We start from the raw sequence: 13666 nt of genomic DNA, 5'->3' as shown, positions 1-13666 counted from the left end.
AGGTGGGGTGAGGTGTGATCCTGTGGTGCGATTACCACCGAAACACTCACCTCGGTCGCGAAGATCTTTTCTTCACACCGCCTCCACTGCCACCATGACCCCCATGACGCACCTCGCCAAAGGCGCCAACGCCCCCGTCCCGACGGCCCCGCTCCGGATCGCCGTGGGCCGGCAGCAGGCACCCGGCGTGCCGGCCGTCGAAGCCTCCGCCGTACTGCTCGACGCGACCGGCACGGTGCGCGGCGACGCCGACATCGTCTTCCACGGCCAGCCCGCCCACCCGTCCGGCACCGTCCGCCACGTCGGCACCGGCGAAGGCTCCGGCCAGCTCGCCGAGTGGCTGGAACTGGACCTCCCCCGCATCGAACCGGCCGTCCAGCGCGTCCTCGTCGCCGGCTCCTGCGACGACGGCACCTTCGGACAGGTGCCCGGCCTGTACGCCCAGGTCACCGCCACCGACGGCACCATCCTCACCCACTACGACATCACGGACGCCACCAGCGAGACCGCCTTCGTCCTCGGGGAGTTCTACCGACGCGACGGCGCTTGGAAGTTCCGCGCGGTCGGCCAGGGCTACGACTCCGGCCTGGCGGGGCTCGCGACGGACTTCGGGGTCGTGGTGGCAGAAGCGCCGATGGCGACACCGCCGCTCCCGGCCACTGCTGCGGTGACACCGCCGGCGTCGGGACCTGCGGCGCTGCACGGGGTCGGCAAGTCGGGGGCGGTGCCAGGAGGGGCGACCGCGCCCCCGACGGCGAAGCCTGTGCCCGGGGCCGTACCCGGATCTGTGCCCCTACCTGCGCCGGCCGTGGCGAGCCCTGTTCTGCCCGGGGCGGGCGTCCCCGTACCCCATGCGGTGCCCGGAGCCGTGCCCGTAGCAGTGCCCGAACAGCAGACTTCGCCCATCACCGCCCCGGCCGCCGCCCCGGGCACCGCGCCCTCCTGGGGCGCAGGCCTCTTCCACTTCGAGCCGCTCGTCTTCAGCGGCAAGGGAGAGAAGACGGTCACGGTGGCCCTGCCGTTCCCCCAGGACTCGGCACCGGTGATCCTCGAAGCCCGGGTCGGGCGGCAGTACAACTTCCTCGCCGTCCAGATCGTCGGCCGCTCCACGGACGTCTTCTGCAACGACCTGCCCGACCACTACGGCCGTGCCCTGCTCAATCCTCCGCGCAAGGGCGGCCCCCTCAAGCTGAGGGTGCGTCATTCCGGGACCTGGGAACTCACCGTCCTCCCCCTGACCACCGCCCTCCCCATCGGCCCCGGAACCATCCAGGGCAGCGGCCGCGAGATCTTCGTCCACACGGGCACCGCCGCCGACCTGGAGGTCCGCGCCAAGGACCCCCACAGCGGCTGGTTCCAACTGAACCAGTACCAGGGCGACACCCCCGACGACCTCCGCCGCCCCACCGAACAGCTCGTCCACGCCTGGAACGGCCGCCGCGTCAAGGAAAAGGTCCACATCCCCGACGGCCCTCTCTTCCTCGCCATCGACAAGAGCCGCCACCACTGGGAACTCACCCTCGAACCGCTGCCTCTCGCCTAGATCCTGTCCGATGGGCCCACAGGAGACTCCTAAGCTGTGGCGCCATGGAGAACCTGCTCACCTATGAGGCCAGTACCTTCGTCAATTTCCGGAACTACAAGTTCCGGGCCCCGAGGTCACACGGCTACAGGTGGGTCGACCTCAAGCATCTGCGGTTCCCAGCTGAGTCCGGCCAAGCTCAGGAACTGCTCTCGGCGCTCATCGGGCATGAACAGTTCCGGGACGACTACGCGGGCGGTGGAGTCCTGTCGGAGGGGTCCAGGCACGGCCCGTATTGGCTGAGGCTGGTCACCCCCGACGTCTACGAAGCCATCAGCCGGGAGAGGAGCGCGTACGTCCTGTCGGGGTGGGTGAACCAGTTCGGGGACTTGCCCGCCGAGCTGGAGGCGGATCTGCAGCAGGAGGTGTTCGACCGCTTGGCGGCGGCCGACCACATCTACTGCCTGAGCGGGCTGGGGGATGAGGCCATTCATGACTGGGGGCGTGTGCACGAGCACTTCCACGAGTTCGTGCTCATCGACCGCTCAGCTGGACGGGTCACTCTCCTCGTCGCGGCCGACGACTGAGTCGATCACGTGCCGGTGGCAGTGCCGACGTCCGCCTCGCTCGACGTTCGTCGGCAGGTGCGGTTCCAGCTGTGCCCACTCGACATCGGAAAGATCACCACGCCCCACGTCAAGCGGAACGATTCACCCCTCGGCGAGTCAATCGACCCGTCGGACAACCAGCGCGCACAGGGTGAGGACGGCAGCCAGGAGAAAGCTCTCCTCTGCGGTGGGTTCAGGGTTGCAGAGTTCAGGCTTCACGAAGTGAACCCATCACGCGCCAGGCCTTGTTGCGCCAGTGGTAAAGGAGGAGATCCCACACGCGCCCGTGACTACGCTGGATACGACCGCGATGCAGTGGGGAAATGATGCGACGCAAGCCACGACGGGCGGCCGGGACGCGTCGGACGCTTCCCGTGCGCGTGGCGCACCTCGTCCGGGGCATCTCCCTGTCCGAGGAGGGTCGCCGGGTCGTCCTGGCGATGGAGGGCCACGCGGAGGTGTGGGACCAGTCCGGCAAGCGGCCGCTGCTGACGCTGGGGGGCGCGCAGATCGGTGACGGCGCGGTCGCCCTGAGTCGTGACGGCAGCCTGGTGGCCCGCTGCGGAACGGGTGTCAGGGTCGAGATCTGGCGTGTCCCCAGTGGCAGGCGGGTTCCCCTCAGGGCGCTCGACGTTCCTCGCGAGGCCATCCGTCCCACCTGCCGGCCGGGTCCCTGCGCTTCAGTCCGGACGGCAGGACGTTGACGGCCCTGCGCGAGCAGGGGGTGGAGCGCATCGACACCGTCACCGGCGACACGATGGACGAGCTGGCGCAGCGGGGCCTCACCGAGGTGTCCTTCAGCGCCGACTCCCGGTTCGTCGTGGGCGTCACGAACGACCGGCTCGTGCTGTGGCGCAACTCCCCCGGCGCGTCGGACCGTCCGGCGCGGTACGACGGGTGGGACGGCACGATGCCGCTGCATCTGCCCCTGCCCCCTCAGGACAAGCCGTACAGCGTGCGGGTCGACGCCGCCGCCGGAGCCATCCGCTACCTGGGTGCGGGAGGGCGCACCGTGCGCACCGTGAACGCGCGTGACGTCCTCGGTGCGCCTCGGGACGGCGTCAAGCACCCACCGTCCCTGCTCAGCCCCACCGGGCGGGTGCGGGCGGTGCCCCGGAGCAGGGGCGGCGAGGTCTCCTACGAACTGCGGGACGCGGGGTCCGGCCGCCTGCTCGGTACGACTCCGAGGGTGGGTCACGTTCCCGGCCGGACGCCCGGTTCCGTTGCGGCGTTCAGTCCGGGCGGCCGGTTCTTCGCCTTCACGCCTGTTCCGCTCCCCGTCGACGACGACGGCACGGCGAGGGGCACGGCGAATCCCCGCGTCGCCGTCTGGGACGTGGACGCCCGCCGACCGGCGGCCGACGTACCGCTGCGTCGGGGCCAGGAGCCGCCCGGCGCGCCCGCGGTGGCGAACGCGCGGGGAGTTCCCGTGGTGTACGGCGTCCTCTCGCCGGAAGCCTGGGACCTCACGCGTTCCAGGAGGATCACGCCGTTCCGGGAGGGCGGCGTCGCGACGCGCATGGCGCTCCGCCCCCTCCTGCCTCTGCTGGCCCTCAACGACGGGACGGTCCTCGACCTGGGCACGGGCCGGCTGCTGCGCGACCACACGGAGCGGGACATCGGGGAGGCCATGGCGTACAGCGGCGTCGGCGACGTGCTCGCCGTCGCCGACGGGTCGGGCCGGATCCTGCTGTACGACGGCGCCATGAAGTCCCCGCGGGGCGTCCTGGTCGCCGGGGAACCGGAAGGGCCCGACGGCAGCCCGGTCGCGGTCACCGCGCTCGCGTTCTCCCCGGACGGCCGCACCCTCGCCGCCGGGACCCGCGCGGGCGGCGTCCGACTGTGGGACGTCCCGACGCGCACCGCGATCGGCTCGCCTCTTCCCACGAGCGGGGACCACGTGCGAAGCCTCGCCTTCTCGGCGGACGGCCGGTCCCTGCACGTCCAGGGGAGCAGCACGCGCCCGCGTACCCAGTCCCTCGACCCCGAGCGCCTGGCCGACGACCTGTGCACGCGCTTCGGCGCCCTGACCCGCGACGAATGGGCCTCCTACATTCCGGATGTGGGGTACCGCGACATCTGCTGAGTCAGTCGCCTCGGAGGTCAGGCGCCTCGGAGGTCAGGCGCTGATGCCGATGGCGGAGACGTAGGCGTAGGCGGCGTAGTCGGAGTCGAGGTCGGAGATGACGTCGTCCCAGATCTCGTCGATCAGGCTCTGGTTGCGGGTGGCCCAGGCGTCGACGAGGTCGCTCCAGATGTACCGGACCGTGATGGACCGCTGGCTGATGTTGGGGCGCTGGTACCTGGCTTCGACGCGGCTCTGGTCGACGGGGTAGATCTCCATGCGGCTGCCCCGGCCGTCGTTGTCCAGATGGCGTGTCAGCCAGCCGGATTTGATCAGGTTCTCGCGGCGCCGCTCCCAGTAGGCGGCGTCGATCCGCTCCCGGCTGGCCGTCGACGGGACGGCCTTGCCGCGGGTCCAGGACCGCAGGGTGCGGGACGTGACGCCCTGCTCGGACAGTGCGGAGCGGCCGGCCGGGCTGTCGAGGTAGCGCAGTCGGGCGGCGAGGCCGCGCTTCGAGGTGACGGGCGAGACGATGCCGGAGGCGTGGACGACTCTGTTGAGCTCCAGGATCAGGGCCTCGCCGCCCTTCAGTCCGCGGGCATCCGCCTTCTGCCACTCGCCCCAGCGGGACCACAGGTCGGGAGATCCGGTCATCAGCGCTTGCCTCCGAGCACGTAAGTCGACTTCTCCTTGACCTCGTTCAGATCCCGGCCCTCCGGGAACACCGCACGCCAGTCGCCCACGACGTGGAGTTCGTCCGTTCCCGAGATCTCCACGACCTGGAGTCCGGCCTTGCGGGCCTTGTTGGCCTTCATCCAGAGATTGGCGAACGCCTTCGCCCGGATGATGTGCATCCAGTCCGGTCGGCGGATTTCACGGTTCGCGCTGGACTCGCCGATGGTGGACACGAATTTGGAGTACATGGCCTTCACATAGGCCACGGTCAGTTCGTCGCCCTCGGCGAGAGCCGTCTTCCGCGTTTCCGCCAGGGCACGCCGCAGCTTTTCCAGCAGCCCTTCCGAAGCCCCCGAGACGAGCGAGCGGTGCATCACGGGGGCGTCGGCCAGGCCCTGCCGGGCGCAGTCGAGCAGCAGCCGGAGCGTGGACTCGCTCACCCACAACTCACCCGGCTCAACACGGTTCCCCAGCGGGTTCGGCAGGTCCGCATGGTCCCACGGGGCCGGGGTGACGAGGTGCACGCCGGCCTTCTTCGGGTCGTGGACCCCACTGGTGTCCTCCCGGAGCTGACCGATCGGCAACCACGCCTTGAGCGCCGACAGATACGCGGCATTCATGTCGAGCGCCGTCACCTCGATCCGCTCACCCCGCTTCGCCGCGGTCAGGAGCTCGGTATTGCGCCATTTCGGGCGCCCCTCCCAGATCTCGTCCGCACCCTTCTGGGACTTCTTCCGGAGGATTTCCTGCGTCGGCGGGAATTCGGAATGCTCGTAGCGACCGCCGACCCTCGAAACCTTCAGCAGAGCCATCACGTCCGGGATCGCGGACTTGATCAGCGCGGCCTGCGCGGCGTCGACGTCACCGGCGTGCTCGTCGAGGACTTCCTGGACCCGGTCGGCGATCTGATCCACCAGGGTGGCGGAGGCGTATCCGGGGGTGGTCGGGCGGGATGTGGGGGTGGGGGCGCGATCGGGGGTGGGGGCAGGGGTGGGGACGGGTTCGGGAGCGGGGTCGGTGGTTTGGGTGGGGATGGGGGCGGGCTGGGGCGCGCTCGCGGCGGCGATGGCGGCCGCGCACTCGGCGGGGTCGAGGTGTTGGGGATAGCCGTCGATGTCGTCAAGGGCGGGCTGGCCGCAGAGCACGCACGGCTGGGGGTGACGTGGAGGCTGGGGCTGGGGGTGCGGCTCGGGTCGGGGCTGAAGCTGAGGTTGAGGCTCCGGCTCCTGCTCCTGCTCCTGCTCCTGCTCCTGCTCAAGCTCCGGTTCCGGTTCCGCGGGCGCGAGGGGTGACGGCACCGGCGCCGTCATGGCGGCCGGTTCGCCGGACGGGCGCAGGCCGGACACCGCGCCGTGCAGAACGCCTACCGCGTGTGTGGGTCCGGCCAGGAGGTCGAGGACCTGTAGGCGGTAGTGGGCGGCGAGCAGGTCGATGTCCTCCAACGACCAGTGCTGCTGTCCGCGCTGCTTGCGCGACACCTGCGCTTGGGACTGCCCGAGCGCCGCGGCAAGATCCTGCTGCCGCTCCCCCGTCCGCGACATCAGCGCGGACACCGTGAGCCTGAGGAGCTCCTCCGTACCCATCATGAGGCAAACCTAGCAACCCGCATACGGATATCGCATACGGCATGCAGGGGTCGCCAGGTGATTCCCTCCGCGTCATCGGGCGTTCAGCGGGGGCCGGCGGTGAGTAGGGTCGGGGTGCAGCGCCGGGTTGAGCAGAGGAGAGTGCAAGTGTTCGTCAAGGTGTGCGGGCTCGGGACCACCGACGACATCGATGTGGCGGTCGAGGCGGGCGCGGACGCCGTCGGTCTGGTGATCAGCCGGACCAGCGTGCGGGGGCTCGAACGGGATCGGGCGGTGCGGCTCGCCGCTCACGTGCCGCCGGAGGTGCTGTCCGTCCTCGTGGTCAACGACACGCCAGCCGCCGAGGCGGCCCGTATCGCCGGTGAGCTGGGCTTCGGTGCCCTCCAGTTGCACGGCACGGCGTACGGCGAGGAGGACTTCGCCGCAGCGGTCGACGTCTTCCCGCGGTTGTGGCGGGCCACGTCGCTGAACGACCGGCCCGACACTCGTGTCGGCTCCTACGGCGAGGAAGTGCTCCTCCTCGACTCGCCCGACGCGGGTTCCGGCAAGCCGTGGGACCTGTCGCTGCTCGAGTCGGGTCGCCCCGAGGGCAAGTGGCTGCTCGCCGGCGGGCTCGCGCCGGAGAACGTCGGCGAGGCCATCGGCCGGGCGCGCCCGTGGGGCGTCGACGTCTCCAGTGGTGTCGAGTCCTCTCGGGGCGTCAAGGACCACCAGCGGATTCGCGCGTTCGTCGCCGCCGCGAAGCAGGCCGTCCCGCAGACGGTCTGACCGCGGCCGTGGGGCGGCTCGGCCGCCCCACGGCCGGACCGGATCCCGTACGGAACCGGCGGCCGGCGGCTCCCGGCCCGCGGGATTCCGGCCCGCGGGATTCCGGCCCGCGGGATTCCGGCCCGCGGGATTCCGGCCCGCGGGATTCCGGCCCGCGGCGCGGTCAGACCGTCCGGGCGGGCCAAGGGACGTCGGTTTCCACGGCGGCGGTGTAGTCGATGCCGGGGACGGAGAAGCCGTAGAGGCGGCGGACTTCGTCGCTGAACCATTCGAGGTCGGCGAGTTCGGTGATGGTGCCGCTGGTGGCGGTGGACCAGCGTGCGGCGACGGCGTCCTGCACGGTGGGGTCGAGTTCCCAGGTGTCGAGCCGGACGCGGCCCTCGTCGTCGAGGTCGAGGGGGCGGGCGCCGGTCAGCTGGTCCCACAGCTGTACCAGCTGGCCGATCGGGGCGATCATCGCGTCGCCGAGGACGCCGCGCAGCAGGCCGACGTACAGGGCGATGCCGGGGATGGCGGTGGAGGACTGGGTGACGGCGGCGGCGTTGACCGACGTGACGGCCCGGCCGCCCACGGTCTTGCCGAGCCGCTCGTCCAGGGTGCGCGCGGTGGCCTCCAGGTGGGACTTCGCGGCGCCGATGGTGCCCTGGCGGTAGATCGCCGCGGTGAGCGGCGAGCCGATGTACGACAGGGCCGCGGTGGTGAAGCCGTCGGCGAGCAGGGAGCGGTCCGCCAGGAAGGTGATCCAGCGCTCCCAGTCGGCGCCGCCCATGACCGCCACGGTCTGCTCGGTGTCGTCGCCCTCGGCCGGCTCGGTGGTGACCTCCTTGACCTCCGGGGCGCCGTCCTGGTCGAAGACGAGCGTCTTGGTGGTGTACGGCGAGCCGACCGGCTTGAGGACCGAGGCGTACACGTCACCGGTGTCCGGGTCGGTACGGCGCGGTGCGGCCACCGAGTAGATCAGGTAGTCGAGCCGTCCCCCGAACCGCTCGACGAGCAGGTCCGCGACCTCCTCCTTCATCGCGTCGCCGAACGCGTCCCCGTTGAGGAAGACGATGTCCCGCCCGTGCTCCTCCGCGAGCCGAGCGGTCGCGGCGGTCCGGTACCACCCGGCCGTGCCGGTCCGCCGCGCGGGCGCCTTCTCGAAGCACACACCGATGCCCCGGATGCCGACGCGGGCGAGACCCGCGATCGTCGCCGCCAGGCCGTATCCGGCGGACGAGCCGATGACCAGCGCCACGGGCCCCTCCCCGCCGGCCTCGACCGGTGCGGGCACGGCCTGCCACATGTCGTCCACCAGCTTCCGGCAGCCGCCGGGGTGGGAGTCGAGGAACAGGAAACCCCTGCTCTTGGGCTCGATGACGCGTTCGTTCACGGTGAGGTGTCCCCTGTGTCGTCGCAACGGCGAGAACGCGGCGCCCGCTCGGGCCACCGCGCCCTGCCAGTCTGCGGTCGTACGGATGAGCGTAGTGATCTTGACCGGCACAACGATGCCGTACCGCGCTTGGAGGGTTCCCACTAGGCAGCACCGGTTCGACGGCGCGGCCCGAGCGCACGGCGCACGGCCCCTGCCCCACGTCGCATTTGTCCTGATCAGAGCCACCAGGGGCCCTTGTGACTCACGTCACGACTCCGGTTTTCACCTTTCCGTTATCGGCGTGCCTGACCGAGGCTCTCCCCTGTGCAAGGAACTCCACCAGGCAAGTGAAGGACGGACAGCGTGCAGCGGACCACGGGTTTTGAGCAGCTGACGGATGCGGACCTGATACGGGGGGCGCAGTGGGGCGCGCCCTGGGTGCGGGAGCAGCTCGCCGCCGCTTACCAGCCGCTCGTCCAGGCGCTGGCGGCTCGCGCGCTGGAGGGCAGGGCCGGCGCGGAGGGGGCCGTGCGGGGCGTGGTGCGGGAGACGCTGGGGCGCGTCGAGTACGGGCTGGGAGGTGTGGTGTCCGCTGAGGGCTTGCGTCCGTGGATCGTGGCGGTCGCGGTGGAGAGCACGCTCGCCCACGCGGCCGCCGTGCAGGTGCATCCGGGTGTCGCCGCCGCGTCGGGGGGCGGTTTCGCGGAGGCGCTTCCGTGGCTGGACGTCGAGGACGCGCTGATGGCGGCGCTGTGGTCGTTGGAGCAGGAGGGGTGCCTGAGCAGGTTCGAGACGGCTGCCGCGCTCAGCTGGTCCCCGTATGACACCGAGATGCGGATGGACGCCGTACGCGGGCGTGTGGACGCGGCCCGGTCCGTGACCGCGGCGCTGACGCGGGAACCCCGCTGCCCCGTCCTGGACCGGGAGGCGGCCGCCTGGGACGGGCGGCCGGGCGCGCTCTGGCGTGACCAGCTGGCCCGGCACACCCTGCAGTGCGGTCCTTGCGCCACCGGAGGCTTCACGGGTGCGCCCGCCCACGGCCTGTCAGCGGGTCCGATCGGGGTGCCGACCACCCACGGTGCCGCCGATGCCGCAAATATCGGCGATACCGTCAATGCGAGTAGTGCAGGCTATGCCGCTTATTCCGTTGGCACCCCTGATGCCCTTGATGTCACCGAGGCCTTCGTACTGGTTCCCCAGGACGTCGATTCCTTCGCTCACGCGGAGCGGGGCGCCGGGGGCGTGGCGGCCGGAGCGCGTGGAACCCGTGCGGCTCGGAGGCGGCGCAAGCAGGCCGACGACCGTACGCGTCGGCGGGCCGCCGTCGCGGCAGGGATCGCCGTCGCCGCGGTGACCGCGGGGGCCTTCTCGCTGCAGTCGGGGAGTGACGGGGAGGACCGGCTGGAGGCGAACCGGGCGGCTGCCCCGGACCTCGACCTTCCCCTGGCGAACGAACCGGGCACGCTGACGGCCTCGCCGTCCACGACCTCCGCGTCGCCTTCGGCCTCCGCGTCGGCGTCCGCCACCGCGACCCCGGGCGCCCCCAAGAAGGCCACGCCCAGCAAGAGCGCCCGTCCGACCACCGCGCCGGCGACGCGGCGCCCCACGACCCCGGCCGCGACGAAGCCCGCGCCGTCGAAGAGCGCCAAGCCCACGGGCGGGACGGACACCGGCAGCGGGGGTGGTGGGGGACAGGACACCGGCCAGTCCTCGGCGGCGGACCAGGTGATCGCGCTGGTCAATGCCGAGCGGGCCAAGGCCGGCTGCGGGCCGCTGACCGCCAACGCGACGCTGACGAAGGCCGCCCAGGGGCACTCCGACGACATGGCCGCGCGGGACTTCTTCGACCACACGAACCCCGACGGAAAGGGCCCCGGGGACCGTGTGACGGCCGCCGGCTACCCGTGGTCGACGTACGGCGAGAACATCGCGATGGGGCAGCAGACCCCGGAGCAGGTGATGGACGCCTGGATGAACAGCTCGGGCCACCGGGCGAACATCCTGAACTGCGACTTCAAGGAGATCGGCGTCGGGATTCACAGCTCGGGCGGCCCTTACTGGACGCAGGTCTTCGGCGCCCGCTGACCTCCGGGCACGTCGCCCCCGGAGCCTGCCTGACGTGCGGTGCGCACCGCACGTCAGGGCGTGTCGCCCGAATGGTGGAAGCGGCACACGATGCCGGGTCCGGGAGTACGGGGTTCGCCGGGGCGTGGGTCGTACAGCGAGCGTCCGCCGGGCCACTGCCCCAGCTCGGTGGCCAGTGCCGCGCCGTCCTCGACCTCCTCGGGCCGCCAGCCCGTGACGTCGAGGAGCAGGCCGTCCAGAGGCCCGCCCATGAGGACGGCGTAGCTCTGCCCGGGGACCGGGCCCGGGTCGGGGTCGTCGTGGTCGTGGCCGTACACCCGGCCGCGCAGCAGTTGCTCATCGCCGTTCATTCCTCCAGCTTTCCAGCCGCCACTGACATCGCAGGTCGGGCGAGGCGGCCGAGGCCCTTCCCCAGGCGGGCCGAGGCGTCCGTCGGCGGCGCTGTTGGTGGTGGTGCTGTTGGTGGTGGTGCTGTTGGTGGTGGTGCCATCGGTGGCGCCGTCGGCCGTGACGGTGGTGGTGCCATCGGTGGCGCCGTCGGCCGTGACGGTGGTGGTGCGGTGGACGGTGAGGTGCGTGGCGACGGCGGCAGGCGCGGCGGGGGCGGGCTTCCGCGGAGGATGATCCGGCAGGTGGAAAATAGGTCGATCGACTGCGGTGCCCCGGTCTAGGGTCGGCTGCGTGGCAACGAAACTCAATCAGATCATCGCAGTGGAGAAGGGCGTCAAGTCTCGGGCGCACCAGGACCTGACGGCAGCTCATCACGGCCTGCAGAAGCCCGCGTTGCTCGCCGGCATCTCGCGCACGTACCAGCCGAAGGGCGAGGAGGGCGAGCAGCTGCCGCCCGAGTCGACGCTGGTGCAGGTGAAGGCCGAGGACGTACTGCGGGACACCGCACGGGCGTTGACGCGCCTGTTCGATGTGACGGCCACCAAGGACTGGGCGAACTGTGAGGCGCGCGCGGACGTCGTGGTGGACGGGCGTGTGCTCGTGGGGCAGGTGCCCGTCGCCTATCTGCTGTTCCTGGAGAAGCAGTTGACGGACGTGAGCACGTTCGTCCGCAAGCTTCCGGTGCTGGATGCCTCCGAATCGTGGACGCAGGATCCGTCGACCGACGCGTGGAAGACGGAGGTCGTGCGCACGGTGCGCACGAAGAAGGTGCCGCGGAACCACGTGAAGGCGGAGGCGACGGACAAGCATCCGGCGCAGGTCGAGGTCTACTACGAGGACGTTCCGGTCGGGTACTGGACGACGGTGAAGTTCTCGGGTGCGCTGCCGGCCCGCCGGGTCAACGAGCTGCTGGCGCGGGTGGAGAAGCTGCAGCAGGCGGTGAAGTTCGCCCGTGAGGAGGCGAACAGTGCCGAGGTCACCGACCAGCGGGTCGGCGACGCCGTCTTCGGCTACCTCTTCGGGTAGCGGGGACACCATGAACTCCCCGGCCACAGAACACGGCCGGGGTGCGCGAGGAGCGCAAAGCTGAAGCTGAGCCTTGTCGTGACATCCGCGGTTCCAGTGGAGGTTCGAGTCCTCCTCCCGGCACTTCGTGCCGGGATGGCCCAACCAGGCAGAGGCAGACCGCGGTCAATCTCAGACTATTGCTCCAGACTCAGCATGCGCCGCTCATCGCCGGATCGACCGGGCCCGGGCCCAGGTGCGTCGAAATGCCAGTTCGAATCTGGTCCGCCGAGCTCGATCGGCGGTGGTCCAATGGCAGGACGCGACGCAATGACGAATGACCCGGGTCCTCAACTGTGCCGGCGTGTGATTGTGAGCGGCATCGACAGGGTCCGGGGGCAGGCTACGCCCTCGGACCCGCTCCCTTTTCCCACGTGAGGAAGGGTGCGTCAGCTCGGCTGCCCGGTGGGCATGACGGTGACCTGCTGGAGGTTCACGCGCGGCGGGAGGCTCGCGGTGAAGGCGACGGTGCGCGCGATGTCGGCGGGAGTGAGCCACTCCATGGACTCCTTGGACCCCTCCAGCCACGCGAGGGCGCCTTCGTCGGTGGCGTGGCTCTGGAGCTCGGTGGTGACGATGCCCGGTTCGATCGCCGACACGCGGACGTTCTTGGAACCCAGCTCGGCCCGCAGGTGGCGGGAGAGGTGGGTGACGTACGCCTTGGTCGCGGAGTGGACGGCGAAGTTCGGGAAGATGTTCCGGGCAGCGATCGACGAGGTGTCGACGAGGTCCGCGACGCCTCGCTCGCCGGTCGCCTCGACCAGTTTCGGAGTGAAGGCGCCGATGGCGTTCATCAGGCCGGTGATGTTCAGGTCGATCTGGTGCTGCCACTGGTCGGCGGCCAGCTCCTCGACGGGTGCGGGCAGCACGACGCCCGCGTTGTTGAACAGCAGGTCGGCGCCGCCGAATTCGGCCGCACCCCGGTCCGCCGCCGCGCGCACGGCACACTGGGGAACATGGATGACCGTGGTCGCGAGCTCGCCGATTTCCTGCGTACCCGCCGCGCCCGGGTGACACCCGGGCAGGCGGGGCTGCCCGAGGACGGCCGGGTGCGCCGGGTGCCCGGGCTGCGTCGTGACGAGGTCGCGAGGCTGGCCTGGGTCAGCACCGAGTAGTACGCCCGCCTCGAACAGGGCCGGGCGCAGAACCCCTCCCCCGAGGTCGTCCAGGCCCTCGCCGACGCGCTGCGTCTCGACCCCTCCGAGCGTGAGCAACTGACCGACCTGTTCGCCCGGCCCGCGCCGGGCCGCCGTGCGCCGGCGGGGCCCCAGCGGGTACGACCCGGGCTGCACCTGATGCTGCAGACGCTCGACCACGTGCCCGCGTTCGTCCTCGGCCGACGCAGCGATGTACTGGCCTCCAACCGGCTGGCACGTACGGTCCTCACCGGCTTCGACGCGCTGCCCGCGCCCCGCCGGAACCTGGCGCCGTACTCCAGCGGCGCCTTCGCCGTCGCCGTCGCCGTCGGAACCGGGGCGTAGGCGCACCCGAACGGGGACGTCTTCCCTGCTGACCAGGTGAGCTGTGCGTGTGTGCGCGGGCGCCCCG

Annotated in this window: 13 protein-coding genes and 2 pseudogenes; 10 read left to right on the top strand and 5 right to left on the bottom strand. The window is 71.1% G+C overall.

All coding sequences use genetic code 11. The annotated features are described in order from the left end of the window. Positions 1 to 94 precede the first annotated feature (94 nt). From ACIQFX_RS09100 to ACIQFX_RS09090, 3 genes are all read left to right on the top strand, one after another. Positions 95 to 1543, top strand: coding sequence for a TerD family protein (locus ACIQFX_RS09100; protein WP_402460328.1), 1449 nt, complete (start codon positions 95 to 97; stop codon positions 1541 to 1543). 44 nt (positions 1544 to 1587) lie between these two features. Next, positions 1588 to 2109, top strand: a complete 522-nt coding sequence (locus tag ACIQFX_RS09095; RefSeq protein WP_402460326.1) for a hypothetical protein — start codon at positions 1588 to 1590, stop codon at positions 2107 to 2109. A 721-nt stretch (positions 2110 to 2830) separates the two neighbouring features. Then, a complete protein-coding gene (locus ACIQFX_RS09090; RefSeq protein ID WP_402460325.1) occupies positions 2831 to 4216 on the top strand; it encodes a WD40 repeat domain-containing protein in 1386 nt (461 codons plus the stop codon). Positions 4217 to 4249: 33 nt separating this feature from the next. On the opposite strand, the gene ACIQFX_RS09085 is transcribed toward ACIQFX_RS09090, so the two are convergent. Together ACIQFX_RS09085 and ACIQFX_RS09080 are read right to left on the bottom strand one after the other, a co-directional pair. Next, a complete protein-coding gene (locus ACIQFX_RS09085) occupies positions 4250 to 4849 on the bottom strand; it encodes a hypothetical protein (protein ID WP_402460324.1) in 600 nt (199 codons plus the stop codon). After that, entirely contained in the window at positions 4849 to 6456 is a 1608-nt protein-coding gene (locus ACIQFX_RS09080) for an acyltransferase (protein WP_402460322.1), read from the bottom strand. The genes ACIQFX_RS09085 and ACIQFX_RS09080 overlap by 1 nt, the downstream gene beginning before the upstream one ends. Positions 6457 to 6603: 147 nt before the next feature. Between ACIQFX_RS09080 and ACIQFX_RS09075 the strand changes: the two genes are divergently transcribed. Next, positions 6604 to 7224, top strand: a complete 621-nt coding sequence (locus ACIQFX_RS09075) for a phosphoribosylanthranilate isomerase (protein WP_402460321.1) — start codon at positions 6604 to 6606, stop codon at positions 7222 to 7224. A 163-nt stretch (positions 7225 to 7387) separates the two neighbouring features. On the opposite strand, the gene fabV is transcribed toward ACIQFX_RS09075, so the two are convergent. Continuing rightward, positions 7388 to 8596 carry an enoyl-[acyl-carrier-protein] reductase FabV gene (gene fabV, locus ACIQFX_RS09070; RefSeq protein ID WP_402460319.1) on the bottom strand — a complete coding sequence of 403 codons (1209 nt, stop codon included), beginning with the start codon at positions 8594 to 8596 and terminating at the stop codon, positions 7388 to 7390. 345 nt (positions 8597 to 8941) lie between these two features. On the opposite strand from fabV, the gene ACIQFX_RS09065 reads away from it, so the two are divergent. Then, the gene (locus tag ACIQFX_RS09065) at positions 8942 to 10663 is read left to right on the top strand and encodes a CAP domain-containing protein (protein WP_402460318.1); all 1722 of its coding nucleotides are present in this window, start codon (positions 8942 to 8944) and stop codon (positions 10661 to 10663) included. A 53-nt stretch (positions 10664 to 10716) separates the two neighbouring features. Here the strand turns inward: ACIQFX_RS09065 and ACIQFX_RS09060 are convergent, their stop codons facing one another. Beyond that, positions 10717 to 11013: a hypothetical protein gene (locus ACIQFX_RS09060; RefSeq protein WP_402460702.1), complete on the bottom strand. Its 297-nt coding sequence runs from the start codon at positions 11011 to 11013 to the stop codon at positions 10717 to 10719. A 331-nt stretch (positions 11014 to 11344) separates the two neighbouring features. On the opposite strand from ACIQFX_RS09060, the gene ACIQFX_RS09055 reads away from it, so the two are divergent. Together ACIQFX_RS09055 and ACIQFX_RS09050 are read left to right on the top strand one after the other, a co-directional pair. Beyond that, positions 11345 to 12079 carry a hypothetical protein gene (locus ACIQFX_RS09055; RefSeq protein ID WP_402460316.1) on the top strand — a complete coding sequence of 245 codons (735 nt, stop codon included), beginning with the start codon at positions 11345 to 11347 and terminating at the stop codon, positions 12077 to 12079. 35 nt (positions 12080 to 12114) lie between these two features. Beyond that, a pseudogene (locus tag ACIQFX_RS09050) lies at positions 12115 to 12202 on the top strand. A gap of 305 nt (positions 12203 to 12507) precedes the next feature. Here the strand turns inward: ACIQFX_RS09050 and ACIQFX_RS09045 are convergent. Next, a complete protein-coding gene (locus ACIQFX_RS09045) occupies positions 12508 to 13059 on the bottom strand; it encodes an SDR family oxidoreductase (protein ID WP_402460315.1) in 552 nt (183 codons plus the stop codon). A 15-nt stretch (positions 13060 to 13074) separates the two neighbouring features. Here ACIQFX_RS09045 and ACIQFX_RS09040 point away from each other — a divergent pair, with 15 nt between their 5' ends. The 3 genes and pseudogenes from ACIQFX_RS09040 (at position 13075) to ACIQFX_RS09030 (ending at position 13599) form a co-directional block, all read left to right on the top strand. After that, the gene (locus tag ACIQFX_RS09040) at positions 13075 to 13233 is read left to right on the top strand and encodes a hypothetical protein (RefSeq protein WP_402460314.1); all 159 of its coding nucleotides are present in this window, start codon (positions 13075 to 13077) and stop codon (positions 13231 to 13233) included. 12 nt (positions 13234 to 13245) lie between these two features. Then, positions 13246 to 13323, top strand: a pseudogene (locus ACIQFX_RS09035) (hypothetical protein); the annotation flags it as partial. Beyond that, positions 13303 to 13599 (top strand): hypothetical protein, encoded by a 297-nt coding sequence (locus ACIQFX_RS09030; RefSeq protein WP_402460700.1) that lies wholly within the window; start codon positions 13303 to 13305, stop codon positions 13597 to 13599. The pseudogene ACIQFX_RS09035 and the gene ACIQFX_RS09030, both read left to right, overlap by 21 nt. Positions 13600 to 13666: the final 67 nt, after the last annotated feature.

Source organism: Streptomyces sp. NPDC093089, assembly GCF_044754405.1.
GTDB lineage: Bacteria > Actinomycetota > Actinomycetes > Streptomycetales > Streptomycetaceae > Streptomyces.
This window is presented reverse-complemented; position numbering and strand designations above follow the sequence as displayed.

Coding starts and splice junctions, on each gene's coding strand:
- ACIQFX_RS09060 (WP_402460702.1), bottom strand. CDS start 11,013: ATGAACGGCGATGAGCAACTGCTGCGCGGCCGGGTGTACGGCCACGAC.
- ACIQFX_RS09100 (WP_402460328.1), top strand. CDS start 95: ATGACCCCCATGACGCACCTCGCCAAAGGCGCCAACGCCCCCGTCCCG.
- ACIQFX_RS09085 (WP_402460324.1), bottom strand. CDS start 4,849: ATGACCGGATCTCCCGACCTGTGGTCCCGCTGGGGCGAGTGGCAGAAG.
- ACIQFX_RS09080 (WP_402460322.1), bottom strand. CDS start 6,456: ATGATGGGTACGGAGGAGCTCCTCAGGCTCACGGTGTCCGCGCTGATG.
- ACIQFX_RS09095 (WP_402460326.1), top strand. CDS start 1,588: ATGGAGAACCTGCTCACCTATGAGGCCAGTACCTTCGTCAATTTCCGG.
- ACIQFX_RS09040 (WP_402460314.1), top strand. CDS start 13,075: ATGGATGACCGTGGTCGCGAGCTCGCCGATTTCCTGCGTACCCGCCGC.